Source organism: Streptomyces liangshanensis, from assembly GCF_011694815.1.
GTDB classification, from domain to species: domain Bacteria; phylum Actinomycetota; class Actinomycetes; order Streptomycetales; family Streptomycetaceae; genus Streptomyces; species Streptomyces liangshanensis.
The window spans coordinates 338,378-362,560 of record NZ_CP050177.1 but is presented as its reverse complement, the minus strand read 5'-3'; the positions used below and the strand labels follow the sequence as shown (position 1 = coordinate 362,560).

The following is a 24,183-nucleotide window of genomic DNA, read 5'->3' as shown; positions in this document are numbered from 1 at the left end:
CCCTGGCGTGGTATCCGTGACCGGGGGCATCCTCCCCGTATGCGTCTCCTCCTGGCCCGGTGCCTGCGGTCCGCGGTTAACGCGCTGGTCGCTTTCGGGCACCTCTGGGTCTACGTCCCCCCGCTGCCCCGTTCCCCCGCCGCACAGACGCCGCAGAGTCCCCCCGCGCCGCCCGGCCCGCACGAGCTGACGGGCCCGGCGCCGGGTCACCCCGAGCGGCTGTGCCCCGAAGTCCCCCTCACCGAGACCGAGATGGCGCTGCGCCGACAGCTGCTCGGAGCCAGTGGCGCGGAACTGTCCGGCGACTGACCCTCCTGGTTGTCCGGCAGAAACTCATAGCCATGGCGATAGTAGCCATGTACGCTATTTTTCATGAGCAGCGACGCGCCGCACCGGCCCACGCCCGGCTACCTGGTCTGGCGGCTCTCCACCAAGTGGCGGGTCGCCGTCGACCGGGCCCTCGCGCCGCTCGGGCTGACGCACGCCCAGTACGCCGTGCTGTCCTCGCTGTACGGCATGCGGCACGCCGGACTGCACCCCAGCCAGCGTGAGTTGGCCGACCACACGGGCCTGGAGGCGCTGTACGTCTCCAAGTTGGCCCGCGCATTGGAGGCGGACGGCCTCGTCGAGCGGGTCCGTGACCCCCAGGACTCCCGCGCGGTGCGGCTCACCCTCACGGAGAGCGGGGACGAGGCCGTCCGCCCGGCCATGGCCACCGTCCAGGTGCTCATGGACCGCCTCCTGGCCCCCCTGGGCGGTCGCGACGACTTCCGTACGGCCGCGCTGGTCCGCGACCTGACCGCTCTCCTCGACGCTCCGCTCGACCCTCCTCACTGACGTCCGCACCGACACACCTCCGTACCGACCACGCGAACCTCCGTACCGGCAACCGGCGGAAGGACCAACGGCCATGCCCTCGATACCCGTGCTCGACTCGACCCTCCACTACGAGGACTCCGGAAGCGGAACCCCCTTCGTGTTCCTCCACGGCAACCCCGGCTCCTCCCACACGTGGCGCCACGTCCTGCCCCGCGTCGGCGAAGGACGGCTCCTCGCGCCCGACCTCGTCGGGATGGGCCGTTCCGGCAAGCCCGACCTGCCCTACCGCTTCGCCGACCACGCCCGTTACCTCGACGCCTGGTTCGACGCCCTCGGCCTCGACCAGGTCGTCCTCGTCGGCCACGACTGGGGCGGCGCGCTCGCCTTCGACCGGGCCGCCCGGCACCCGGACCGGGTCGCCGGCCTCGCGTTCCTGGAGACCTTCGTCAAGCCGCTGGACCGGGACGACCTGACCCCGCAGGCGCGTGCCCGCTTCGAGCGGCTCCGCACGCCCGGAGTCGGCGAGGAGCTGGCGCTCGATCAGGACCAGCTCGTCCGGCAGGCGTTCACCGGAGGCGTGCTCACCCCGGTGGCCGAGGAGGACCTCGCCGTGTACCTCGCCCCGTACCCGACCCGTGACAGCCGCCGCCCCCTCCTCGCCTGGGCACGCCAGATGCCCGTCGGCGGCGAGCCGGCCGAACTGGTCGCCCGCATCGAGGCGTACGACGCCTGGCTCGCCACCAGCGCCTCCGTACCCAAGCTCCTCCTGACCTTCGAGGGCTCACCCACCCTGCTCATCGGCGAGGAACTGGCCGGCTGGTGCGCGACCCACATCGCCTCGCTGGAGACCGTCGCCTGCGGCACGGCGGGACACCACGCCCCCGAGGACCGCCCCGAGGAGATCGCCGCCGCCCTCTCCGCCTGGGCGGACCAGCACGGGCTGCGCGCCGCCCCCGCTACGCGCCCCGCCGCCTGATCCTGCTCCCGAGCCACACCAGCGGGTCGTACTTCCGGTCCACGGCCCGCTCCTTGAGCGGGATCAGGGCGTTGTCCGTGATCCGGATGTGCTCCGGGCACACCTCCGTGCAGCACTTGGTGATGTTGCAGTAGCCGAGCCCGTGGTCGTCCTGCGCCGTGACACTCCGCTCGACGCCCGTCTCCGCGGCCGCGTCCAGCGGGTGCATGTCCAGCTCCGCCACCCGCATCAGGAACCGGGGCCCCGCGAACGCGGTCTTGTTCTCCTCGTGGTCCCGCACCACGTGACAGGTGTCCTGGCAGAGGAAGCACTCGATGCACTTGCGGAACTCCTGCGAGCGCTCCACGTCCTCCTGCCGCATCCGGTACGCACCGGCCGCCACCCCCGGCGGCGGTACGAACGACGCCACCTCCCGCGCCTTCGCGTAGTTGAAGGACACGTCCGTCACCAGGTCGCGGATCACCGGGAACGCCCGCAGCGGAGTGATCGTGATCGTCTCCTCGCGCGAGAACACGGACATCCGCGTCATGCACAGCAGCCGCGGCCGCCCGTTGACCTCCGCGCTGCACGAACCGCACTTGCCCGCCTTGCAGTTCCAGCGCACCGCCAGATCGTTGGCCACGGTGGCCTGGATCCGGTGCACGACGTCGAGGACCACCTCCCCGTCGTGCACCTCCACGGCGAAGTCGGTCAGCCCGCCGCCCGCCGCGTCGCCGCGCCACACGCGGAACGCCGCCTCGTACACCGTCGACACCTCAGGGTCCGCCTCGCGGCTCACATCCGGGCTCACTCGTGCAGCTCCTCTTCGGCCAGGTACTTGACCAGCTCTTCCTTGTCGAACAGGGCGAGCAGGTCCGGACGGATGGGCTCGGTCGTGTGCCGCGACAGCGTGATCCTTCCCGCCGGGTGGCCGGCGGCTCCGGCCTCCGGTCCTGGAGCGCCCGGCGGGCCGGCCAGGCGGCAGTGCAGGTTGACCCGGCGCCAGGCGGGATCCATCCCCGGCCAGTCGTCCCGGGTGTGCCCGCCCCGGCTCTCGGTGCGCTCCAGGGCGGCGCGCGCGACACACTCGCTGACCAGCAGCATGTTGCGCAGGTCGAGCGCGAGGTGCCAGCCGGGGTTGAACTGCCGGTGCCCCTCGACCCCGGCCCGCCGGGCCCGTACCCGCAGGCCGGCCAGCTTCTCCAGCGCCTCCTCCATCTCGTCCTGCCGCCGGATGATGCCCACCAGGTCGTTCATCGCCTGCTGGAGCTCCTGATGGAGCGTGTACGGGTTCTCCGGCGGCGCCCCCGTCCCCGCGTCCTCGGCGCTGAACGGGCGCAGCGCCTCGGCCGCCGCCGCGTCGATCTGCGCCTCGTCCACGGCCGGCCGCGCGTCGAGCCCCGCGACGTACGCCGCCGCGTGCAGTCCCGCCCGGCGGCCGAAGACCAGCAGGTCGGACAGGGAGTTGCCGCCGAGCCGGTTGGAGCCGTGCATCCCGCCCGCGACCTCACCCGCGGCGTACAGCCCGGTCACCCCCGGTGCGGCGGCGGTCTCCGAGTCGACCGCGATCCCGCCCATCACGTAGTGGCAGGTGGGGCCGACCTCCATCGCCTCCGCCGTGATGTCCACGTCCGCCAGCTCCTTGAACTGGTGGTACATCGACGGCAGCCGGCGCTTGATCGCCTCCGCGGGCATCCGGGTCGACACGTCGAGGAACACCCCGCCGTGCGGTGAGCCGCGCCCCGCCTTCACCTCCGCGTTGATGGCCCGGGCCACCTCGTCACGGGGCAGCAGCTCGGGCGGCCGCAGGTTGTGGTCCGGATCGTGGTACCAACGGTCGCCCTCCTCCTCGGAGTCGGCGTACTTCTCCTTGAAGACGTCGGGGATGTAGTCGAACATGAAGCGCTTGCCCTCGGAGTTGCGCAGCACCCCGCCGTCCCCGCGCACCGACTCGGTGACGAGCAGCCCCTTGACCGACGGCGGCCAGATCATCCCGGTCGGATGGAACTGCACGAACTCCATGTTCAGCAGCGGCGCCCCCGCCAGCAGCGCCAGGGCGTGGCCGTCGCCGGTGTACTCCCAGGAGTTCGAGGTCACCTTGAACGACTTCCCGATGCCGCCCGTCGCGAGCACCACGGCGGGCGCCTCCAGCACGAAGAAGCGCCCGGTCTCCCGGTCGTAGCAGAAGGTGCCCGCCACCCGTTCGCCGTCCTTGAGGACCCGGGTGACCGTGCACTCCTGATAGACCTTCAGCCGCGACTCGTGGTCGCCGGTCTCCCGGAAGTCCTCCTGCTGGAGGGAGACGATCTTCTGCTGGAGGGTACGGATCAGCTCCAGCCCGGTCCGGTCGCCGACGTGCGCGAGGCGGGGGTACTCGTGCCCGCCGAAGTTGCGCTGGGAGATCCTGCCGTCGGGCGTACGGTCGAACAGCGCGCCCCAGGTCTCCAACTCCCAGACCCGGTCCGGTGCTTCCCGGGCGTGCAGCTCGGCCATGCGCCACTGGTTGAGGAACTTGCCGCCGCGCAGCGTGTCGCGGAAGTGCACCTGCCAGTTGTCGCCGGAGTTCACGTTGCCGAGGGAGGCGGCGATCCCGCCCTCGGCCATCACCGTATGGGCCTTGCCGAACAGCGACTTGCAGATGACGGCGGTCCTGGCGCCCCGCTCGCGCGCCTCGACGGCGGCCCGCAGCCCCGCGCCGCCCGCGCCGACCACGACGACGTCCCACTGACGGCGTTCGAGTTGCGTCATGGGTGAAAGCTCTCCCTGTCCTTGATACCTAGAAGAAGCGCGGATCGGCGAAGGCTCCGGAGGCGAGCAGATAGACGTAGAAGTCGGCCGCGGCGACACTGATCAACGACGCCCAGGCGAGCTGCATATGACGGTGATTCAGCCGTCCGGCCCAGCCCCACAGCCGATAGCGCACCGGATGCTTCGAGAAATGCCGCAGCCGTCCGCCGACGACATGGCGGCACGAATGGCAGGACAACGTGTACGCCCAGATCAGTGCCACGTTCACCACGAAGATCACACTTCCGAGCCCCATGTGGCCCCAGGCGTAATCCTCGTCCCGGAAGGAGAGCACCGCGTCGTACGTGAGAATCCCGGCGACCAGCAGGGCGGCGTAGAAGAAGTACCGGTGGAGGTTCTGGAGGATCAGCGGAAAGCGCGTCTCCCCGCTGTACGCCGCGTGCGGCTCGGCGACCGCGCAGGCCGGGGGAGAGGCCCAGAAACTCCGGTAGTACGCCTTGCGGTAGTAGTAGCAGGTCATCCGGAAGCCGAGCGGGAAGACCAGGATCAGCAGCGCCGGGGAGATTCCCCACCAGGTGCCGAAAAGCTCCCAGTTGGGGCCCTGGCGCATCGTCAGGCAGTTGTCCGCGAGGCACGGCGAGTAGAACGGCGAGACGTAAGGAGCCGCGTAGTAATGGGAGTCGGCGAAGGCCCGCCAGGTCGAGTACACGACGAAGAGGAACAGGCCGGCCGCGGTCGCGGCGGGCGCGAGCCACCAGCGGTCGGTCCGCAGGTGCCGGGCGGCGATGGCGGCACGTCCCGCGCCGCGCACGCCCGTGCCGAGTGAGGGAGGTTCCGTACCGGTGGCCAACAGGATCTCCTCGGGAGAAGGACGCCGCCGACAGCGAGGGGGAGGGAAACGCCGGGTCGTTCAGGCCTGATCAGAGGGCAGACCTGATCAGGAGGCAGGCCTGGTCAGGGGGCCCGGCGGTGGCTCGCGCCCAGCCCCTCGTCGTCCGAGTCCGTCCAGAGGGCGCTGTCGTACGGAGTGTCGGGGATCGGGATGAGGTCGGGCACGCGGCTCGGCGCGGGGGACGGGGAGCGTTGGTCGCGCAGTTCGGCGAGACCGCGCTCCAACCGTTCCACCGTACGAATGAGGTCGTCCAGACGTTTCCTGACAGCTGCCAACTCGTCCTGCGATGACATCGCACCCTTCCGTCGCACGGCCGCGGGTGGCATGGGGTGTACGGTCCCAGCAGTTGAGTATGCGCTCCACATCGCGGACCGTCACGACCTCGCGCACGGCCTTTTCCGCCGCGAACGGCCGCGGACACCGGATCGGCAGACATTCGGCACCACACCGGCACTGCCGTCGGCGCACACTTCCCAGGTGACTGCGTATCCACGCCCCGGTGCGAAACGGACCGCCACCGCCCGCGAGAAGAATTCCGCGATCAGTGATCCGCTGCTCGCGATTCACTTCCTGGGCGGATTCGAGAGGTGCGCCCCGGAGATCGAAACGGATCTGTTGCCCGCCGAGGCGGGCGGCAACCGCCGTCTGGTCGCCGATCTGACCGCATTGATCAACGACGTCCACGCGGCGGCGGAAATCGGCTTGTGGGCGGAGAACACCGCGCGGACCACCACCCGGGAGGTATCAGGAATGATCGCGGCCGGTGAGATCGCGGTCGCCCGGATGGACGGCCGCGTCGTCGGCTGCGTCCGGGTGCGGCGGATCTCCGGAAGGACCGGCGAATTCGGTCTGCTCGCCGCCTCCACGGGCCACCGGGGGGTCGGGGTGGGGCGCGATCTGGTCACCTTCGCCGAGGCGGAGGCCCGGCGGACCGGCCTCGCCGTGATGGAGGTCGAGCTGCTCGTCCCCCGGACCTGGTCCCACCCGTCGAAGGACTTCCTCTTCGAGTGGTACACCCGGAGGGGCTACCGCGAGATCGGCTACCGCGAGGTCCCGGTGGACCCGCCCGGCGGGTCCGGGCCGTGCACGGAGGGGCGTCTCGCGACCCCGTGCGACGTCCTGACCCTGCGGAAGGACCTCAGGAGGCACCGGGACCACGGGAGCGCCTGCGCCTGATCCCGGCGGCGCGCGGCCGGCGCCCCGCCGGCCCGCGCGTCCCCGCCGACGGCCCGTCCCCGGCCCCGCGCTCCGGACGGTGCAGGTGGTGACGGGCGACCAGCTCGATCGTCACCGCGACCGCGACCGACTGCACGGCCATCAGGGCGATCAGGACGAACAACTGCACCGCCCCGGCGACCAGCGGGCTCGCGCCGCCCAGGAGCACCCCGACGAACGCGCCGGGGAGCGTCACGAGCCCGACCGTACGGGTCTGGTCGAGGCCCGGCAGCAGGGCGTCCGACGCGGCCGGCCGGACCACCTCCAGCCGCGCGTCCCGGTCCGTGAGCCCCAGCGCCATCGCGGCCTCCACCTCGCCGTGGCGCAGGGCCAGCTCGTCCAGCGACCGGCGCCCCGCCAGCACGGTCACGGTGAGCGCGCCCCCGATGAGGATCCCCGTGATCGGGATCAGCGCGATGCCCTTGAGCGGCACGAGCCCGGTCAGCAGGAGAGCCGCGACCACCGGCACCACCCCGGCGGCGAGGGGCGCGGCGGTCAGCCACCACGTGTGATTCGGGGTGATGCGCCGGCCCGCCGTCCGTACGGCCACGGCGAACATCAGGACCAGGAACGCCACCAGCGCCGGGACCGACTTCACCACCCAGACGATCACGAACGAGACCGCGGTGAGCTGGACCGCCGCCCGCACCCCGGCGACCAGGATCTCCCGGGACCGGCTCCGGCCCGCGTCGGCGGTGAGGTGGGTGACGGCCGCGACTCCCGCCGCCACCAGGAGCAGGACGGCGAGCAGGATGCCGAGGGTCAGGTTGACCGGGACGAGGGAGGCCGCGCTCGAAGTCACCCGCCCACCTTATGAGCCCCCCTCGCACACGCGGCGGGACCGGCGGCCGTCACACCTTCACACCGTCAGGCCGACAGGCGCCGCGGCAGCCAGTCCAGCTGGACGGCCTCCTGGAACGGGCCGCCGCCCTCGTGGTCGTTGAAGTCGTACACCTCGATCGTCCTGTCCTCGCCCCCGTAGACGTTGAAGGCACCGAAGACCGTCGACGGCGGGCACGTACGGTCCTCCAGCGCCACCGAGAACAGCGCCGGCGCGCGCCCGCGCGCCGCGAAGTGGACCCCGTCGAAGTAGGCGAGCGTCCGGCCCACCTGTTCGGTCCTGCCCCGGTACGTCTTGAGGTAGTTGCCCACCTCGCGGTACGGGTCGCGGTCGGTGAAGGTCGTCGCCCGGGGGAAGTCGCAGAGGAACGGCACGTCCGGCGCCACCGCCGCCAGGTCCGGCACCAGACCGCCGACCGCGAGCGAGATCCCGCCGCCCTGGCTGCTGCCCACCACCGCCGTGCGCGAGGCGTCCACCAGCGGGTGCGAGCGGGCCGCCTCCACGGCCCGCACGGCGTCGGTGAAGACGCGCCGGTAGTAGAAGTCGTGGGGATCCTCGATCCCCCGGGTGAGGAAGCCCGGGAAGGAGGAGGCGCTGCCCACGGGGTCGGGGGTGTCGCCGCCGTTCCAGCCGCTGCCCTGGCCCCGGGTGTCCATCACGAAGTGCGCGAAACCGGCCGACGCCCAGAGCCGGTGGAGGTGCGGCAGGCCGCGGCCGCCGCCGTACCCGAGGTACTGCACCACGACGGGCAGCGGCTCGCTCGTCCCCGCAGGCAGCACGAACCAGCCCTTGACCGGGTGGCCGCCGAAACCGGCGAAGGTCACATCGAAGACGTCGAGCGTCGTCAGCCCCGTCGGTACGGGTTCGAAACGGGCGTCGAGGGTGTGACCGCGCGCCTCGGTGAGGGTCTTCGCCCAGAACTCGTCGAAGTCCTCGGGCTCCGCGGACGCGCTGCGATAGTCGCGCAACTCGTCGAGCGGCAGGTCGAACAGGGACATACGGACCACCTTGGTCGGGAAACCGGTGATCACACCGTACGACCAACCGGGCAGCGGTTGAAGACCGGCCACCCGGTCCGCCGGGACGCGCGACGGCGGCCGGCCGTACGCGCACGGCCCGGGGCCCGGTACTGTCCCGGCGTGCGCGCCCCGGCGGGGGCGACCGAGAAACAGGAGCGTCCGTGACCAGCTACACCCAGCCCGGAGTTGTCCTCACCGACCACCGCTTCACGGTCCCGCTGGACCACGGCGACCCGTCGGGCGAGCGGATCGAGCTCTTCGCCCGCGAAGTGGTCGCCGGCGCGAAGACCGGCGAGAACCTGCCCTGGCTCGTGTACCTGGAAGGCGGCCCCGGCTTCGGCGCCCGCCGGTTCACCGGCCGGCAGGCCTGGCTCGGCCGGGCGCTCCAGGAATTCCGGGTGCTCCTCCTCGACCAGCGCGGCACCGGCCTGTCCACCCCCGCCAACCGCCAGACCCTGCCCCTGCGCGGCGGCCCCCGGGAACAGGCCGACTACCTCGCCCACTTCAGGGCCGACTCGATCGTCCGGGACTGCGAGGCCATCCGCCCCCGGCTCACCGGCGACGCGCCCTGGACCGTCCTCGGCCAGAGCTTCGGCGGATTCTGCGCCACCCACTACCTCTCCGCCGCGCCCGAAGGCCTGCGCACCGTCCTCATCACCGGCGGCCTGCCCTCCCTGGACGCGACGGCCGACGAGGTCTACCGCGCCGCGTACCCCCGGATCGCACGCAAGGTCGAGGCCCACTACGCGCGCTACCCGCAGGACATCGGCCGCGCCCGGCGCATCGCCGAACACCTCGCCGAGCACAGCCCCGTCGTCCTGCCCACCGGGTACACCCTGACCCCCGAGGCCTTCCAGTCCCTCGGCACCGTGCTCGGCCGCGGGGACGGCAGCCACCAGCTCCACTACCTCCTGGAGAACGCCTTCGTCCGGGCGCCCGGCGGCCAGGTGCTCTCCGACGCCTTCCAGGAGGGCGCCGCCGCGGCCCTCTCGTACGCCGCGCACCCGCTGTACGCGCTGCTCCACGAGGCCATCTACGCCCAGGGCGGCGAGCCCACCGACTGGGCCGCCGAACGCACCCGCGGCGAGTTCGCGCGCTTCGACGCCACCACCACCCTGGCCGGCGACGGACCGCTGTACTTCACCGGCGAGAGCGTCCACCCGTGGACCTTCGAGAGCGACCCCGCGCTGCGCCCGCTGCGCGAGACGGCCCACCTGCTCGCCGCCGGCACCGACTGGCGGCCGCTGTACGACACCGACCGCCTCGCCGCCAACGAGGTACCGGTCGCCGCCGCCGTCTACCACGACGACATGTACGTCGACACGGAACACTCGCTGCGCACGGCGCGGGCGATCCGGGGCCTGCGCACCTGGGTCACCGACGAGTACGAGCACGACGGCGTCCGTACCAGCGGCCCACGAGTCCTCGACCGCCTGCTCGCCCTCACCCGGAACGAGATCTGACGAGATCCGAGGACGCCCGCTCAGCTGCCCGGCGGAGGACGCCCCCTCAGCTGCCCGGCCGAGGACTCCCGCTCAGCTGCCGGGCCGCTTCGCCGCGTCCAGCGCCACCTTCAGGCCCGCCACGTCGAAGGGCGCGCCCGGGTCGTCCCCGGAGGCGCCGAGACCCAGCGGGTTCTTCGCGTACGGGACGACATAGGCCGGGGTGTCGCGCTGGAAGCGCCAGCTGTCGGCGAGCACACCCGTGTCGAAGGTGTCGTACCCCAACTGGTCGATCAGACGCGCCGCCGTCGCCTTGGCGTCGGCGTTGTCACCGGCGATCGGCAGGACCGACCGGTCCGGCGCGCCCGCGGGCCGGGCGAGGGACGCCAGGTGCGTGTACATGATGTTGTTGAACGCCTTGACCACGTACGACTGCGGCAAGTGGCCCTGGAGCAGCTCGCTCGTGGTGGTCCGCTCCTCGTCCAGCTCCGCGATCGCCCCGTCACGCTGCGGGTAGTAGTTGTTGGTGTCGATGACGACCTTCCCGGCCAGGGGTGTCACCGGCACCTGGTCGTAGTGCTTCAACGGGACCGTCACCACCACCCAGTCACCCGCCTCCGCCGCCTCCCGCGCCGTCGCGGCGCGTGCGTGCGGTCCCAGCTCGGCCACCAGATCCTTGAGGGTTTCCGGACCCCGCGAGTTGCTCAGGACCACATCGAGACCCGCCGCCACGCCGAGCCGGGCGAGGGTGCTGCCGATGTGTCCACTGCCGATCAGTCCAAGAGTGCTCATACATGTGCGAGCGGCCGGGGCGCGGACCGTATTCCCGGCCGGATCCCCTTCGCCGCCGCCGGGCGGATGTGCGCCGGCGGGTGGAGAATGGAAGCCGGGGGCGCGAGCACCGCTGTGCGTGAAGCGGCCCCGCGCACCCCGTGGAACCCACCGGACTCCGATGCTGGAAGTGGTCGACATGCTGCTGCCGGACAGGCATCTGGTCGCCGATCTGCTGAGCCGTTACCGGGCGTGGGAACGGCTGGTCCTCGCCGACCCGCTGGACACGACCACACGTGGCCGGTTCGAGGACGTCGCCTACACGTTGTGCGTGCTGATGGGCCAGCGCACGGCACGCGAGGCGATCATCAAGGCGGAGGCGTACCTGCGCCGTATCAAGCCCGTCCCGATCTTCCCCGAGGGCGCGGAGAGCGTCACCCCGGGCGTGCGCGACTGAGCGGCGATTGACAAACGCGCTTGCTGTTTCTGCAATGGGGGCATGGACGACGACGCGGGCCTCGATGCCGTACTGAACGAAGTGGGACCCCGGCTGCGCCGCATCAGGCGCGAGCGCGGGGCCACCCTGAACAGCCTCTCCGCCACCACCGGGATCTCCGTGAGCACCCTGTCGCGGCTGGAGTCGGGCCTGCGCCGCCCCAGCCTGGAACTGCTGCTGCCGCTGGCCCGCGCCCACCAGGTCCCGCTGGACGAACTGGTCGGCGCGCCGCGTGTCGGCGACCCCCGTGTCCGGGCCGAGGCGATCGTGCGCGGCGGCCGGACCATGCTGCCGCTCACCCGGCGGCCCGGCGGCCTCCAGGCGTACAAGGTGGTGCACCGGGCCGACGGCGAGGTGCCCGAGACGCGGGTCCACGAGGGGTACGAGTGGCTCTACGTCCTCGCGGGCCGGCTGCGGCTGATGCTCGGCGAGCACGACGTGGTGCTGGGGGCGGGGGAGGCGGCGGAGTTCGACACCCGCGTACCCCACTGGTTCGGGCCCGCCGCGGACGAACCGGTCGAGTTCCTCAGCCTGTTCGGGCCGCAGGGCGAGCGGATGCACGTACGGGCCAAGCCGAAGGCGTCGTAGGCGCGGGCCGGTGCGGGGCGGCCGGCGAAGGACGGTTCCCAGGTGGGCAAGCGACCGCTTAGTATGCGGGGCGTAGTGCTACTGCCCATCGTGTGGAGGCCCTGGTATGCAGGCATGGCGAGTGCACCGGAACGGTGAGCCGCGCGAGGTGATGCGGCTCGACGAGGTGGAGCCGCCGGTGCCCGGTGAGGGGCAGGTCCTGCTCCGGGTCCTGGCGGCGAACGTCAACTTCCCCGACGCGCTGCTCTGCCGGGGCCACTACCAGGTCCGTCCGCCGCTGCCCTTCACTCCCGGCATCGAGATATGCGGCGAGACACCGGACGGGCGCCGGGTGATCGCGACCCTGGACCCCGGGGCGTCGTCCGGAGGCTTCGCCGAGTACGCCGCCGTGGACGCCGCGGGCGTCCTGCCCGCGCCCGGGGCGCTGGACGACGCGGAGACGGCCGCCCTCCACATCGGCTACCAGACCGGCTGGTTCGCCCTGCACCGCCGCGCGCGGCTCCAGCCGGGCGAGACCCTGCTGGTCCACGCGGCGGCCGGCGGGGTCGGCAGCGCCGCCGTCCAGTTGGGGAAGGCCGCCGGGGCGACCGTCATCGGTGTCGTCGGCGGCCCGGACAAGGCGCGCGTCGCCCGGGAACTGGGCTGCGACACCGTCGTCGACCGCCGTACGGAGGACATCGCCGCCGCGGTCAAGGAAGCCACCGGCGGCCGGGGCGCGGACGTCGTGTTCGACCCGGTGGGCGGCGACGCCTACACCGCGTCCGCCCGGTGCGTGGCCTTCGAGGGCCGGATCGTGGTGGTGGGCTTCGCGGGCGGCGAGGTCCCCGCCCCCGCCCTCAACCACGCGCTGGTGAAGAACTACGCGATCCTGGGTCTCCACTGGGGCCTGTACAACACCAAGGACCCGGCCGCGGTCCTGCGCTGCCACGACGAACTGACCGCGCTCGCCGCGCGGGGCGCGATCAAGCCGCTCATCAGCGAGCGCGTCCCGATGAAGGCCGCGGCGGACGCCGTCCAGCGGGTCGCCGACGGCGTCACCACCGGACGGATCGTGGTCGTCCCCGGGACGGCCCAGGACACCGCGCCGGACGCGGTCCCCGAAGGGAGCACCACCCGATGACCGATGCCGCCGGACTCCTGTCCCGTACCCGCGAGTTGCTCGCCGCGCATCCCCCGGCCACCACCGACAGGACCGACTTCCTCAAGGCCCGCTTCGACGCGGGGCTCGCCTGGGTGCACTACCCGGCCGGGCTCGGCGGCGCCGACGCGCCGCGCTCCCTCCAGGCCGTCGTGGACGCCGAGTTGGCGGCCGCGGGGGCGCCCGGCAACGACCCCAGGCGTATCGGCATCGGCCTCGGCATGGCCGCGCCCACGATCCTGCGGTACGGCACCGACGAGCAGAAGCGGCGCTTCCTGCGGCCCCTCTGGGTCGGCGAGGAGGTGTGGTGCCAGCTGTTCAGCGAGCCGGGCGCGGGCTCCGACCTCGCGGCGCTCGCCACCCGCGCGGTCCGCGCGGACGACGGAGACTGGGTCGTCGACGGGCAGAAGGTGTGGACCTCCAGCGCGCACCTGGCCCGCTGGGCCATCCTCATCGCCCGTACCGATCCCGCCCTGCCCAAGCACCTGGGCATCAGCTACTTCATCTGCGACATGACCGATCCCGGTGTCGAGGTGCGGCCGTTGCGCCAGATCACCGGCGAGGCCGAGTTCAACGAGGTCTTCCTGACCGGGGTACGGATCCCCGACGCCCACCGCCTCGGGGGTGTCGGCGAGGGCTGGAAGGTCGCCCGGACGACCCTGATGAACGAGCGGGTCTCCATCGGCGGCGCCCGGCTGCCCCGCGAGGGCGGCATGATCGGCCCGGTCGCCCGGACCTGGCGCGAGCGGCCCGAGCTGCGCACCCACGACCTGCACCAGCGCCTCCTGACCCTCTGGGTGGAGGCGGAGGTGGCCCGGCTCACCGGGGAGCGGCTGCGCCAGCAACTCGTCGCGGGCGAACCGGGACCCGAGGGCGGCGGCATGAAGCTCGCCTTCGCCCGGCTCAACCAGGAGATCAGCGGCCTGGAGGTCGAACTCCTCGGCGACGAGGGCCTGTTGTACTCCGACTGGACCCTGCGCAGGCCCGAGCTGGTCGACTTCACCGGACGCGACGCCGGATACCGCTACCTGCGCTCGAAGGGGAACTCCATCGAGGGCGGCACGAGCGAGGTCCTGCTCAACATCGTCGCCGAACGTGTCCTCGGCCTGCCCGTCGAGCCGCGCAACGACAAGGACGTCGCCTGGAAGGACCTCGCCCGATGACCCCGACGACCGAGACCCCGACGACCGAAGCCGAGACGACCGAGACCGGGACGCGCATGACCGGCACGAGCACGACCGGGACGACCGGCACCGCACCCGACCTGCTGTACTCCGAGGCCGAGGACGACCTGCGCGCGGCCGTACGCTCCCTGCTCACCGACCGCGCCGACGTACCGGCCGGGCTGGTGCGCGCGGAGGCCGGGGACCCGTACGACAGCGGGCTGTGGACGGCGCTCGCCGGCGGGATCGGCGCCGCGGGCCTGCTGATCCCCGAGGCGCTCGGCGGCCAGGGGGCGAGCCACCGTGAGGCGGCCGTCGTCCTGGAGGAGCTGGGCCGCCACGTCACCGCCGCGCCCTTCCTGACCAGCGCCGTGGTGGCCACCGAGACGCTCCTCGCCTGCGACACCGGCGACGCGGCCGTCGCCGGCCTGCTGGGATCCCTCGCCACCGGCGCCCGGGTCGCGGTGCTCGCCGTACCCCTCGCCACCGCGCCCGACGCGCCGCTGCCCACCGGCACCGGACCGGTCGGCGGCGTCGCGGAGGCGGCGCGCGCCGACGTCCTGCTCGTCCTGCGGGACGACGGCCTGTACGCCGTCGACACGGACGCGCCCGGGGTCACGGTCGCCCCCCTCACCCCCCTCGACCTGACCCGCCCGCTCGCCACCGTCACCGTCGCCCCCGGCACGGGGACCCGCATCGCCGACGCGGCGACGGCCGAAGCCGCCGCGCGCCGGGGCCTGTCGGCGGGAGCCGGACTGCTCGCCTCCGAACAGCTCGGGATCGCCGAGTGGTGCCTGGAGGAAACCGTCAGGCACACCCGGGAACGCCACCAGTTCAACCGCCCCGTCGGCTCCTTCCAGGCGCTCAAGCACCGGATGGCACAGGTGTGGCTCCAGGTCGTGTCGGCCCGCGCCGCCGCCCGCAACGCGGCCGACGCCCTCGCCACCGGGAGCGCCGAGGCACCCCTCGCCGTCGCCGTCGCGCAGGCGTACTCCGGGCGGGTCGCCGTCCACGCGGCCGAGGAGTGCGTCCAGTTGCACGGCGGTACGGGCATGACGTGGGAGCACCCCGCCCACCTCTACCTCAAGCGGGCGAAGTCCGACGAGATCGCCTTCGGCACCCCCGGCCACCACAAGCGGACCCTGTCGCGGCTGATCAACCTCCCGGCACCCCACTGACACCCCGGTCGGAGCGCGGCGGCCGCCCCACCCGGCCCCGCGCTCCGACCCGGCTCCGCGCTCCGACGCGTACCCCCGCGCCTCGCCACCCCGTCGGCCCGTCACGACCCCGACCGACGGGCGCGCGACGGGCAGTTGTCGGGCGGCCGAACACTTCACGCTCCGCGTTTTCCGCACCGCCGCCGGTGCCGATACTCACCGGGACCGCCCCACCGCGTCCCCACGGAGCCCCCCATGCCCCTCCCCACGCGCCGCAGAGCCGTCAGCACGTTCGCCGCCGCCCTCACGGCGGCGGTCGCGGCCCCCTCGTACGCGCACGCCGCACCCACCGCCGCGCAGGGCGACACCCCCCGGACCGGCCCAGGACCACGGCCGTTGCCCCAGGCCCACGCGCACAACGACTACCTCCACCCCCGCCCCCTCCACGACGCGCTGGACCACGGCTTCACCAGCGTCGAGGCCGACGTCTTCCTCGTCGGCGGCGACCTGCTCGTCGCCCACGAGGCCGCGGACCTCGACCCCACCCGTACGCTCCGCGCGCTCTACCTGGACCCGCTGCGCTCCCGCGTCCGGGCCAACCACGGCTTCGTGTACCGGGGTTACCACCGTCCCGTCCAGCTCCTCGTCGACATCAAGACGGACGGCGCCGCCGCCTACGCCGAACTGCACCGCCAACTCACCGCGCACCGATCGTGGTTGACCACCTACGCGCACGGTGCGGTACGCCCCGGCGCGGTCACCCCCGTCGTCTCGGGCGACCGGGCCGCGCGGGTCCCGATGGAGGCGCAGCGCGTGCGCCACGCCTTCTACGACGGCCGCCTCGACGACCTCGGGACGGCCGCCGGCGCCGACTTCGTCCCGCTCATCAGCGCCAACTGGACACAGACGTTCGGCTGGACCGGCGTGGGCCCGATCCCCACCGCCGAACGCGCCACCCTCCGCGCCCTCGTGGACTCCGCGCACCGGCGCGGGCAGCGGGTCCGCTTCTGGAGCACGCCCGACCTGCCGGGACCGGCCCGCGACGCGGTGTGGGCCGAACTGCTGTCCGCCGGCGTCGACCACCTCAACACGGACGATCTCGCGGGACTCGAGCACTTCCTCAGGAGCAACCGTACGTAATCACGGTCACCCGCGGTCAATCACCCGTTCGGCGGACATGCCGGTCGGCCGCCCGGACCCCCTCCTCCGCCACACTGGCGGCCGAATGCCGCAATCGCGCTGCGGCGGAGGAGGTTGGCCATGGCTATTTCGATCTCACTGGTGCTGCTGCTGGTGGTCCTCGCGGTGATCTTCGTCCGCACCGGCGGACTGAAGATGTCACACGCCGTGACCTGTGTCCTGCTCGGATTCTTCCTGGCGGGCACGAGCATGGCGCCGAGCATCGCGGAGGGCATCTCCGCCACCGCCAACGTGGTGGGCGAGCTGCGGCCCTGACCCCGGCCGTCCGGCGGCGCGCCCGGGACGACGCGTGTCCCGGACGCCGCCCCCGGCGGTCACTCCGCGAGGCCCGCGGTCACTCGAACCAGCCGAGCGGCCGGGGATCGAGGTGGTGCCAGACGTGCTTCACCTGCTGGAACTCCGCCAGCCCCGAGGGCCCCGACTCCCGCCCGAAGCCCGACTGTCTCGTCCCGCCCCACTCCGCCTGCGGTACGGACGATCCGAAGTCGTTGATCCACACCGTTCCGGTACGCAGCCCCGACGCCACCCGGTGGGCGCGGCCGACGTCCTGCGACCACACCGCCCCGGCAAGCCCGTACACGGTGTCGTTGGCGAGGGCCACCGCCTCCTGCTCGTCGCGGAACCGCTCGACCGTCAGCACGGGCCCGAACGACTCGTCGCGCACCACCGACATCCCGGGGGCGCACTCGTCCAGCACGGTCGGCAGGTAGTAGAAGCCCGCGCTCAACTCCGGGTCGTCGGGCCGCTCGCCCCCGCACCGCAGCACCGCGCCCTCGGCGACGCCGGCCGCCACGTACGCCTCGACCCGCTCCCGGTGCGCGGCGGAGATCAGCGGGCCCGTCCGGGCGTGGCCGTCGAAAGGACCGCCGAGCCGGATCGCGCGCGCCCGCGCCACCACGTCCTCCACGAAGCCGTCGTGCAGCTCGTCCTGGACCAGCAGCCGCGTCCCGGCGGAGCAGGCCTGCCCCGAGTTGAGGAACGCGGCCGTCAGCGCGTGGTCCACCGCCGTCTCGTAGTCGGCGTCGGCGAAGACGATGTGGGGGTTCTTGCCGCCGAGTTCGAGGGTGAGCCGCTTCACCGTGGGCGCGGCGGCGGCCATGACCCGCCGCCCGGTGACCAGGCTGCCGGTGAACGACACCAGGTCCACCCGCGGGTCCTCGCACAGCGGCGCCCCGGCGGCGGCCCCCGCGCCGAGCAGCAGATTCGCCGCGCCGTCGGGCAGACCCGCCTCGGTCAGCAGCCGCATCAGCAGGATCGCGGTGTGCGGAGTCAGCTCACTGGGCTTCAGGACGCACGTGTTGCCCGCGCCGAGGGCGGGGGCGACCTTCCACGCGGTCCGCAGGAGCGGGTAGCTCCACGGGGTGATCAGCGCGCACACGCCCACCGGCTCCCGTACCACCCGGCTGTCGACCTCCGGACGGCCCGTCTCCACGATCCGGCCCCGGCCGCCCGCCGCCACCAGGTTGCCGTGGTAGCGGAAGCAGCTCGCGACGTCGTCCATGTCGAACTCGCTCTCCACCAGCCGCTTCCCGGTGTCCAGCGACTCGGCGCGGGCGAGCACGTGCTTCTCGCGCTCCAGCAGACCGGCCACCCGCAGCAGCAGCCGGCCCCGCTCGGCGGCTGGGGTGCCGGGCCAGGGCCCGCGGTCGTACGCGTCACGGGCCGCGCCGATCGCCGCGGCGGCGTCCTCCGCACCGCCCTCGTCGACGGTCGCGACCAGGGAGCCGTCCGCCGGGCAGCGGATCTCGCGGGTCCGCCCGTCGCGGGCGGCGGTCCACCGGCCGCCGATGAACAGCTCCGGCATGGTGACTCCTCCGGTTCGGACGTCCGGTCGTCCGAACGCGCGCTCATGCCGGGCACACCGCGCGGTGCCCCACGGACCGACAGTAGGGAGATCCGGTCGTGTCCGCAGCCGGGCAGAGCGCGGCGGGAGACCTGAGCGGCCGTCAGGAAGCCCACGGGAGCGCCCCGGTGGTCCCGCGGGCTCCCGCCCGGCACCGTCCGCGGGACACGCCCCGAATCACCCGGAAGGCGGCCGCGGCGCGGTCACGCCGCGGGCGGCCGCGGCGGCGGTCACCCGGTGGGCAGGATCGCCGCCGTCTCGCGCAGGTGGCGGTGCAGGCCGCCGTGCGGGTCGCCCGCGGGCAGCCACTCCTTGCGGATCTTCGCCACACACGTGTAGTTGGTGTCGCACACGTTCGCCAGCGGCGCCTCACCGGCCTGCGTGACCAGCTGGTACGCGTCCAGCTCGGACAGCCCGTAGTCGCGGGCCAGCCAACGGACCAGGTCCAGCTGGGAGATGCGGAACGCGTCCTCCAGCGGGCGCGCCGACCCCGTCGAGATGATGTGCGTGTCGGACTCGATGCGCGGCCAGGGCGTCGCCACACCCTTCAGCAGCTCCACGATCACCACGGTGTTCATGGCGCACTCGACGGCCACCCCGCACGTCTCGCCCTCCCCCTGCCGCGCGTGCCCGTCGCCGAGGCTCAGCAGCGCGCCCTCCACGTTCACCCCGAGGTAGCAGGTCACACCGGCACGCATCTCGGGCGTGTTCATGTTGCCGCCGTGCGCGTCGGGCACCAGCGCGGACCGTACCTCCAGATTCGCCGGTGCCACCCCGACCGTGCCGTGCATCGGATCCATCGGCAGCTCGATCCGGATGTCGCTGTCGCGCGCGCTGAACAGACACGTGCCGCGCTCCCGGTCGAGCTGCCACATCCACACCACTTCCGGCAGCGGCGGCTGGAGGGTCGCCGTCGTGGTGGTGGACGTCAGCGCGCCGAAGAGCGGCACGGTGGAGGACGCCGCCCAGTCCCGCGCGGGCCGGATCGACACGAAGTGCACCGCGAGCGTGTCGCCGGGCTCCGCGCCCTCGACGTAGAACGGCCCGGTCTGCGGGTTGAGGAACGGGAACTCGCACACCTCGGAGACCAGGTCGTTCACGGACCGCACGCGCCCGGCGAAGCAGTCCTCCGTGAACAGGTCCAGGACCGTGCCCGGGGTGATGCGCGCGACGGGCGCGACGCCGCCGAACGTCCAGGCGTACTCGCCCTTCTCCGGCCGTACGGTCAGGATCCTCGGGTCACTCATGGGCGCGCGCCTCTCCCTCGATCGGACATGCGGAGGTACGGGTGTACGTGCCCCCGCCCCGGCCGGGCCGCGGCATCCGCACCGGCGATCACCGTACGGCGCGCCCACCGCCGGGCGGAAGACTCGTCCGGGTCACCCGTCGCCGGGCCGCGGGACACGTCCGGGTTCGCCGGGCCGGGGGCCCGCCCGGCTCACCCGTCGCCGAGCGCGCCGGCCAGGGCCGCCGCCGGGTCCGGGTCCCCGGGCCCCGCCGGCGCCCACCGGCCGCGCTCCTTGCGGAAGGGCCACCACCGCCCGTCGGCCCCCAGGCGCAGCTGCGCCGCCGCGCCCTCCACCGTCCAGCGCGCGGATCCGCCGGACCGCAGCCGGGGCCGCTCGCCGTCCTCCCACGCCCCGTCCAGCGCGGCCCTGGCGCGGGCCAGCGTCCCCGGCTCCGGGGTCCACTCCTCCTCCAGCGCGGCGAGCGCGGGCGCGCCCCCGTACCGCCACGCCCGCACGGCGAGGTCCAGCTCGGCGCGCGGCCGGCCGGAGCCCTGCGCGAGCCGTGCCGAGAGCCGCTCGTCGTCGGCGGACACCGCCAGCCGCACAGCGTCCTGACGTGACGTCAACTCTGCCTCCGGAGGCTGCTGTCCATGCCCCGGCGCCAGCGCGTCCGACAGTATCCGCAACGCCCGCGCCGCCGCGTCGGCGGCCAGGAACTCCACCGCGCGGGCGTCGACGCCCGGGGGCGGCGGTGTGTCGGTGTCGAGCGCCGGCGGCCGGCCCGGCGCGGGCGGCGGCGGTGGGGGAGAGGGCAGCGGCGGCAGGATGTCCCGCGCGGCGAAGGCCTCGCCGGCTGGCACCCCCGGCCGCCCCGGGGCACCGTCCCCGGCCTCCCCGCCCGGCTCGTCCCCGGCGGCCGCTCGCGCCGCGCTCCGCCGCTGCAACTCGTCCAGCAGCCGCCGCTCGCCCCGCCCCCGCATCAGCAGCAGCACGAACGGATCCTGGTCCAGCAGCCGCGCCATCTGGTAGCAGAGCGCCGCCGTGTGCGGACAGTGGTCCCAGGCCTCGCAGCCGCAGCGCGGCTCCAGGTCACCGATGCCCGGGAGCAGTTCGACCCCCGCGCCCGCCGCGTCCTCCACCAGGTGCGGCGGCATCTCCCGGTCCAGCAGCGCGGCGATGTGCCCCGCCCGCTCGACCGCCATGTCGAGGAAGCGGTCCCACTCCTCGTCGCTCAGCGCCTGCCACAGCACGTCGCTGCGCTGCGCCGTCCCGTCCTTCCCCCGTACGACCGCCGTGATCCGGCCCGGCTGGACGGACACCGCCCCGACGGCCCCCTGGCGGGCGTGCACGCGTCCCTTCCGCAGCTGATCGCCCTCCAGGACCGTGTCCTCCAGCGCCTTCAGCCAGGCCAGGCCCCACCACGACCGGGCGAAGCCCCGGCCCTGGGCGGGCGGGAGCGCCGCGAAGACCCGCTCCTCACGATCGGTGCCGGTGTCGCCGTCGCCGTCCGTGCCCTTGGCGTCGAGGTCGTCGTCGTACGTGTTCCCGCTCATCGGGCACTCCCTCGCAGCTCCACCAGATCCGCCAGTTCGGCGTCGGTCAGTTCGGTCAGCGCGGACTCGCCCGCGGCGAGCACCGAGTCCGCCAGCTTCTGCTTGCGCGCCAGCATTCCCGCGATGCGGTCCTCGATCGTGCCCTCGGTGATCATCCGGTGCACCTGGACGGGACGGTTCTGCCCGATGCGGTACGCGCGGTCCGTGGCCTGCGCCTCGACGGCGGGGTTCCACCAGCGGTCGTAGTGCACGACGTGTTCCGCCCTGGTGAGGTTGAGCCCGGTGCCCGCCGCCTTCAACGACAGCAGGAAGACCGGCACTTCACCGTTCTGGAAGCGGTCGACCATTACCTCGCGCTCGGGGATCGGTGTGCCGCCGTGCAGGAACTGGGTCGGGGTCCCGCGCGCCGCGAGATGCGCCTCCAGCAACCGCGCCATCTGCACGTACTGGGTGAAGACCAGCACGCTCGCGCCCTCCGCGAGGATGGTGTCGAGCAGTTCGTCGAGCAGCTCCAGCTTTCCCGAGCGGTCCGCGAGGCGGGGTGCGGTCTCCTTGAGGAACTGCGCCGGGTGGTTGCAGATCTGCTTGAGCCCGGTCAGCAACTTCACGACCAGGCCCCGCCGTTCCATGCCGTCGGCCCCGGCGATCGCCGCGAGCGTCTCCCGTACCACCGCTTCGTACAGGCCCGCCTGCTCCGGGGTGAGGGAGACGGCCCGGTCGGTCTCGGTCTTCGGCGGCAGCTCCGGCGCGATGCCGGGATCGGACTTGCGGCGGCGCAGCAGGAACGGGCGGACCAGCGCGGCGAGCCGTTCGGCGGCCGCCGGGTCACCGCCGCTCTCGATCGCCTGCGCGTAGCGGGTACGGAACGTCCCGAGGCGCCCGAGCAGCCCCGGGGTGGTCCAGTCCAGGATCGCCCAGAGCTCCGAGAGGTTGTTCTCCACCGGCGTCCCCGAGAGGGCCACCCGCGCCTTGGCCCCGATCGTCCGCAGCTGCTTGGCCGTCGCCGAGTAGGGATTCTTGACGTGCTGGGCCTCGTCCGCGACCACGAGGCCCCAGCCGGCGTCGGCGAGGCGTGCCGCGTCCAGCCGCATCGTGCCGTAGGTGGTGAGGACGAACTCGCCGTCCCGCAGGTCCTCCAGGCCGCGGGACGCGCCGTGGAAGCGGCGTACGGGTGTGCCGGGCGCGAACCGCTCCACCTCGCGCTGCCAGTTGCCCATCAGCGAGGCGGGGCAGACCACCAGGGTGGGGCCCGCGGCGGACGGGTCGGTCTGCCGGTGCACGTGGAGGGCGATGAGCGTGATGGTCTTGCCGAGCCCCATGTCGTCGGCGAGACAGGCGCCGAGGCCGAGCGAGGTCATGCGGTGCAGCCAGTTGAAGCCGCGCAGCTGGTAGTCCCTGAGCGTCGCGTCGAGTCCGGCGGGCTGGGGGACCACCTGGTCGGCCCCGGCGGACTCGGGATCGGCCAGCCGGTCGCGCAGCGCGGCGAGCCACCCCGACGCGACGACGTCGAACCGGCGTCCGTCGACCTCGGTGGAGCCGGTCAGTACGGCGCCGAGCGCGTCCAGCGGGGTGACCTCGCGGTCCCGGCTCTCCAGCGCGCGCCGCGCCTCGGCGGGGTCGATGAGCACCCACCGGTCCCGCAGCCGGACCACCGGGCGCCCCGCCTCGGCGAGTTGGTCCAGTTCGGCGCGGGTGAGCTGCTGATCGCCCAGCGCGAAGCGCCAGTTGAACGCGAGGAGCGCGTCCGCCGAGAGGAAGGAGGGCAGGTCGCTCCCGCTCCGCCCGCGGCCGGTCCCGCCGGCACCGTCCCCGCCGTCCTCTCCGCCGTCCCCGGCCGGCCGCGGGCCGATCACGGCGCGGGCCGTGAGCGTCCGCGCCAACTCCCGGGGCCAGTGCACCTGGACACCGGTCGCGGCGAGCGCCCCGGAGGCCTCGCCGAGCAGCTCGGCGATCTCGTCGTCGGCCAGCTCCACGGCGTCCGGCACGGCCGCGTCGAGCAGCGGCGCCAGCGGGGGCCAGGCGCGCGCCGCCCTGCGCAGCGCCAGCAGGGCGTCCATCCGCGCGCGCGGCCCGAAGGCCGCCCCGGCTCCTCCCGGGGAGCCCCGGTCCGCGGGAGCCGCCCAGAACTCCGCCGCGTCGGCCACCACGGCCGGGTCGCTGACACTGTGCATCTGCACCACGGCCCGGAAGACGGGACCGGGTGCCTCCTCGTCCAGGACCGGGTCGTCCGCGTCGGGCAGCCCCGTCACCTCGACGCGCAGGGAGAGCCGTACCCCCGCGTCATGACCCGCGGCCACATCGCCCGCCCAGGACCGGAGTTCGGGGAAACGCCGGGCGGGCACGGCGGCGAAGGCGGGACCACCGGCGGCGAGCGGCGCGGCCGGGGTACGCGGCAGCGTGTCGGCCACCGCGTCGAGGAAGTCGCGCAACAACCCTTCCTGCTCGGGCAGAAGCGTGGTCCCGGCGAGCGGAACGGCATGGGCGCAGGGCGGCATGGAGGCGGCGAGCGTACGTACCTCCTCCAGGTCCTCGGCCGTCAGCGGCCCCGCCCGCCACGCGTCGTGCCCGGTCCCGGTGAGACCGGGCAACATCCGTCCACGGGAGGCCAGTTGCAGGGCGAGCAGCGTCGCCGCGCCCCAGAAGGCGGCGGACGGGGACACATTCTCCGCCACACGGGCCCTGGTCAGCCACGGAAGAGCGTCCCGTAGGGGCACCAGCAGCGCCCTGACCATGAGAGGGTGGGCCTCGGTGTCGACGACGGCCAGCTCCTCCACGGAGCCCGGCGCGGACGGCGGTTCCGCGCCGTCGGGATGCCAGTAGGCGATCCGGCCGGTGCGAGCCGGGTCCCCCGGGAGAAAGACCGTGGAACAGCGGGCGAGTTCGGAGACCCGGGAGAGCGTTGCCGCGGGGAGCGTGTGCACAGCGAAGACGCATTCCTCAACTTTGACTACTGCGGGTGAGCCGCCGATGGTACCCGACCGCGAAGCCACGCGGTCCCGGAGTTTCCATGACGCGGCTCACACCGAAGCGGCGGGGTGTAGCCAGCACCACTGCCGACCCCCGGGAAGCCTCCCCCGTTTCCGGGGGGTGGCGCCATGGTCGCCACCTTCGCCG

General features: G+C 73.4%; 22 protein-coding genes and 1 pseudogene. 12 read left to right on the top strand and 11 right to left on the bottom strand.

Features of this window, described 5'->3' with window-relative positions:
* The first annotated feature begins 39 nt into the window (after window positions 1-39).
* From HA039_RS01610 to HA039_RS01600, 3 genes and pseudogenes are all read left to right on the top strand, one after another.
* Window positions 40-309: a DUF6059 family protein gene (locus HA039_RS01610; protein WP_167022638.1), complete on the top strand. Its 270-nt coding sequence runs from the start codon at window positions 40-42 to the stop codon at window positions 307-309.
* 63 nt (window positions 310-372) lie between these two features.
* On the top strand, window positions 373-837 hold the full coding sequence (locus HA039_RS01605; RefSeq protein ID WP_167022635.1) for a MarR family winged helix-turn-helix transcriptional regulator: 465 nt from the start codon (window positions 373-375) through the stop codon (window positions 835-837).
* A 67-nt stretch (window positions 838-904) separates the two neighbouring features.
* Window positions 905-1,795, top strand: a pseudogene (locus HA039_RS01600) (haloalkane dehalogenase); the annotation flags it as partial.
* Here the strand turns inward: HA039_RS01600 and HA039_RS01595 are convergent.
* The 4 genes from HA039_RS01595 to HA039_RS01580 form a co-directional block, all read right to left on the bottom strand.
* On the bottom strand, window positions 1,776-2,585 hold the full coding sequence (locus HA039_RS01595) for a succinate dehydrogenase/fumarate reductase iron-sulfur subunit (protein ID WP_243869016.1): 810 nt from the start codon (window positions 2,583-2,585) through the stop codon (window positions 1,776-1,778). The pseudogene HA039_RS01600 and the gene HA039_RS01595 overlap by 20 nt on opposite strands.
* Window positions 2,582-4,522, bottom strand: a complete 1,941-nt coding sequence (locus HA039_RS01590) for a fumarate reductase/succinate dehydrogenase flavoprotein subunit (protein WP_167022629.1) — start codon at window positions 4,520-4,522, stop codon at window positions 2,582-2,584. The genes HA039_RS01595 and HA039_RS01590 overlap by 4 nt, the downstream gene beginning before the upstream one ends.
* A gap of 28 nt (window positions 4,523-4,550) precedes the next feature.
* On the bottom strand, window positions 4,551-5,372 hold the full coding sequence (locus tag HA039_RS01585) for a hypothetical protein (RefSeq protein WP_167022627.1): 822 nt from the start codon (window positions 5,370-5,372) through the stop codon (window positions 4,551-4,553).
* Window positions 5,373-5,476: 104 nt separating this feature from the next.
* On the bottom strand, window positions 5,477-5,707 hold the full coding sequence (locus tag HA039_RS01580; protein ID WP_167022624.1) for a hypothetical protein: 231 nt from the start codon (window positions 5,705-5,707) through the stop codon (window positions 5,477-5,479).
* Window positions 5,708-5,891: 184 nt separating this feature from the next.
* On the opposite strand from HA039_RS01580, the gene HA039_RS01575 reads away from it, so the two are divergent.
* Window positions 5,892-6,590: a GNAT family N-acetyltransferase gene (locus tag HA039_RS01575; protein ID WP_243869014.1), complete on the top strand. Its 699-nt coding sequence runs from the start codon at window positions 5,892-5,894 to the stop codon at window positions 6,588-6,590.
* Here the strand turns inward: HA039_RS01575 and HA039_RS01570 are convergent.
* Complete coding sequence (locus tag HA039_RS01570; protein WP_167022618.1) at window positions 6,553-7,431, bottom strand: ABC transporter permease; 879 nt, start codon at window positions 7,429-7,431, stop codon at window positions 6,553-6,555. The genes HA039_RS01575 and HA039_RS01570 overlap by 38 nt on opposite strands.
* A 65-nt stretch (window positions 7,432-7,496) precedes the next feature.
* Window positions 7,497-8,468 (bottom strand): acetylxylan esterase, encoded by a 972-nt coding sequence (locus HA039_RS01565; protein WP_167022615.1) that lies wholly within the window; start codon window positions 8,466-8,468, stop codon window positions 7,497-7,499.
* Window positions 8,469-8,650: 182 nt separating this feature from the next.
* On the opposite strand from HA039_RS01565, the gene HA039_RS01560 reads away from it, so the two are divergent.
* Window positions 8,651-9,952, top strand: a complete 1,302-nt coding sequence (locus tag HA039_RS01560; RefSeq protein WP_167022612.1) for an alpha/beta fold hydrolase — start codon at window positions 8,651-8,653, stop codon at window positions 9,950-9,952.
* Window positions 9,953-10,024: 72 nt separating this feature from the next.
* Here HA039_RS01560 and HA039_RS01555 read toward each other — a convergent pair whose 3' ends face one another.
* Entirely contained in the window at window positions 10,025-10,723 is a 699-nt protein-coding gene (locus HA039_RS01555) for an NADPH-dependent F420 reductase (RefSeq protein WP_167022610.1), read from the bottom strand.
* 160 nt (window positions 10,724-10,883) lie between these two features.
* On the opposite strand from HA039_RS01555, the gene HA039_RS01550 reads away from it, so the two are divergent.
* From HA039_RS01550 to HA039_RS01520, 7 genes are all read left to right on the top strand, one after another.
* Window positions 10,884-11,159 (top strand): DUF5133 domain-containing protein, encoded by a 276-nt coding sequence (locus HA039_RS01550; RefSeq protein WP_341829999.1) that lies wholly within the window; start codon window positions 10,884-10,886, stop codon window positions 11,157-11,159.
* 42 nt (window positions 11,160-11,201) lie between these two features.
* Window positions 11,202-11,786, top strand: a complete 585-nt coding sequence (locus HA039_RS01545; RefSeq protein WP_167022607.1) for a helix-turn-helix domain-containing protein — start codon at window positions 11,202-11,204, stop codon at window positions 11,784-11,786.
* 106 nt (window positions 11,787-11,892) lie between these two features.
* Entirely contained in the window at window positions 11,893-12,906 is a 1,014-nt protein-coding gene (locus HA039_RS01540) for an NADPH:quinone oxidoreductase family protein (protein WP_167022604.1), read from the top strand.
* Window positions 12,903-14,087: an acyl-CoA dehydrogenase family protein gene (locus HA039_RS01535; protein ID WP_167022601.1), complete on the top strand. Its 1,185-nt coding sequence runs from the start codon at window positions 12,903-12,905 to the stop codon at window positions 14,085-14,087. Before HA039_RS01540 ends, HA039_RS01535 begins: the two co-directional genes overlap by 4 nt.
* A gap of 56 nt (window positions 14,088-14,143) precedes the next feature.
* Window positions 14,144-15,265 carry an acyl-CoA dehydrogenase family protein gene (locus HA039_RS01530; RefSeq protein WP_167035953.1) on the top strand — a complete coding sequence of 374 codons (1,122 nt, stop codon included), beginning with the start codon at window positions 14,144-14,146 and terminating at the stop codon, window positions 15,263-15,265.
* Between the two features lie 234 nt (window positions 15,266-15,499).
* Window positions 15,500-16,384, top strand: coding sequence for a phosphatidylinositol-specific phospholipase C/glycerophosphodiester phosphodiesterase family protein (locus tag HA039_RS01525; protein WP_167022598.1), 885 nt, complete (start codon window positions 15,500-15,502; stop codon window positions 16,382-16,384).
* A 120-nt stretch (window positions 16,385-16,504) separates the two neighbouring features.
* The gene (locus HA039_RS01520) at window positions 16,505-16,699 is read left to right on the top strand and encodes a hypothetical protein (protein WP_167022596.1); all 195 of its coding nucleotides are present in this window, start codon (window positions 16,505-16,507) and stop codon (window positions 16,697-16,699) included.
* 79 nt (window positions 16,700-16,778) lie between these two features.
* Here the strand turns inward: HA039_RS01520 and HA039_RS01515 are convergent, their stop codons facing one another.
* The 4 genes from HA039_RS01515 to HA039_RS01500 all read right to left on the bottom strand — a co-directional run bounded on the left by HA039_RS01515 (window position 16,779) and on the right by HA039_RS01500 (window position 23,990).
* On the bottom strand, window positions 16,779-18,248 hold the full coding sequence (locus tag HA039_RS01515) for an aldehyde dehydrogenase family protein (protein WP_167022592.1): 1,470 nt from the start codon (window positions 18,246-18,248) through the stop codon (window positions 16,779-16,781).
* 269 nt (window positions 18,249-18,517) lie between these two features.
* Window positions 18,518-19,534: an acetamidase/formamidase family protein gene (locus HA039_RS01510; RefSeq protein ID WP_167022589.1), complete on the bottom strand. Its 1,017-nt coding sequence runs from the start codon at window positions 19,532-19,534 to the stop codon at window positions 18,518-18,520.
* A gap of 191 nt (window positions 19,535-19,725) precedes the next feature.
* Complete coding sequence (locus HA039_RS01505; protein WP_167022586.1) at window positions 19,726-21,069, bottom strand: SWIM zinc finger family protein; 1,344 nt, start codon at window positions 21,067-21,069, stop codon at window positions 19,726-19,728.
* Window positions 21,066-23,990: a DEAD/DEAH box helicase gene (locus HA039_RS01500; protein ID WP_167022583.1), complete on the bottom strand. Its 2,925-nt coding sequence runs from the start codon at window positions 23,988-23,990 to the stop codon at window positions 21,066-21,068. Before HA039_RS01500 ends, HA039_RS01505 begins: the two co-directional genes overlap by 4 nt.
* Window positions 23,991-24,183: the final 193 nt, after the last annotated feature.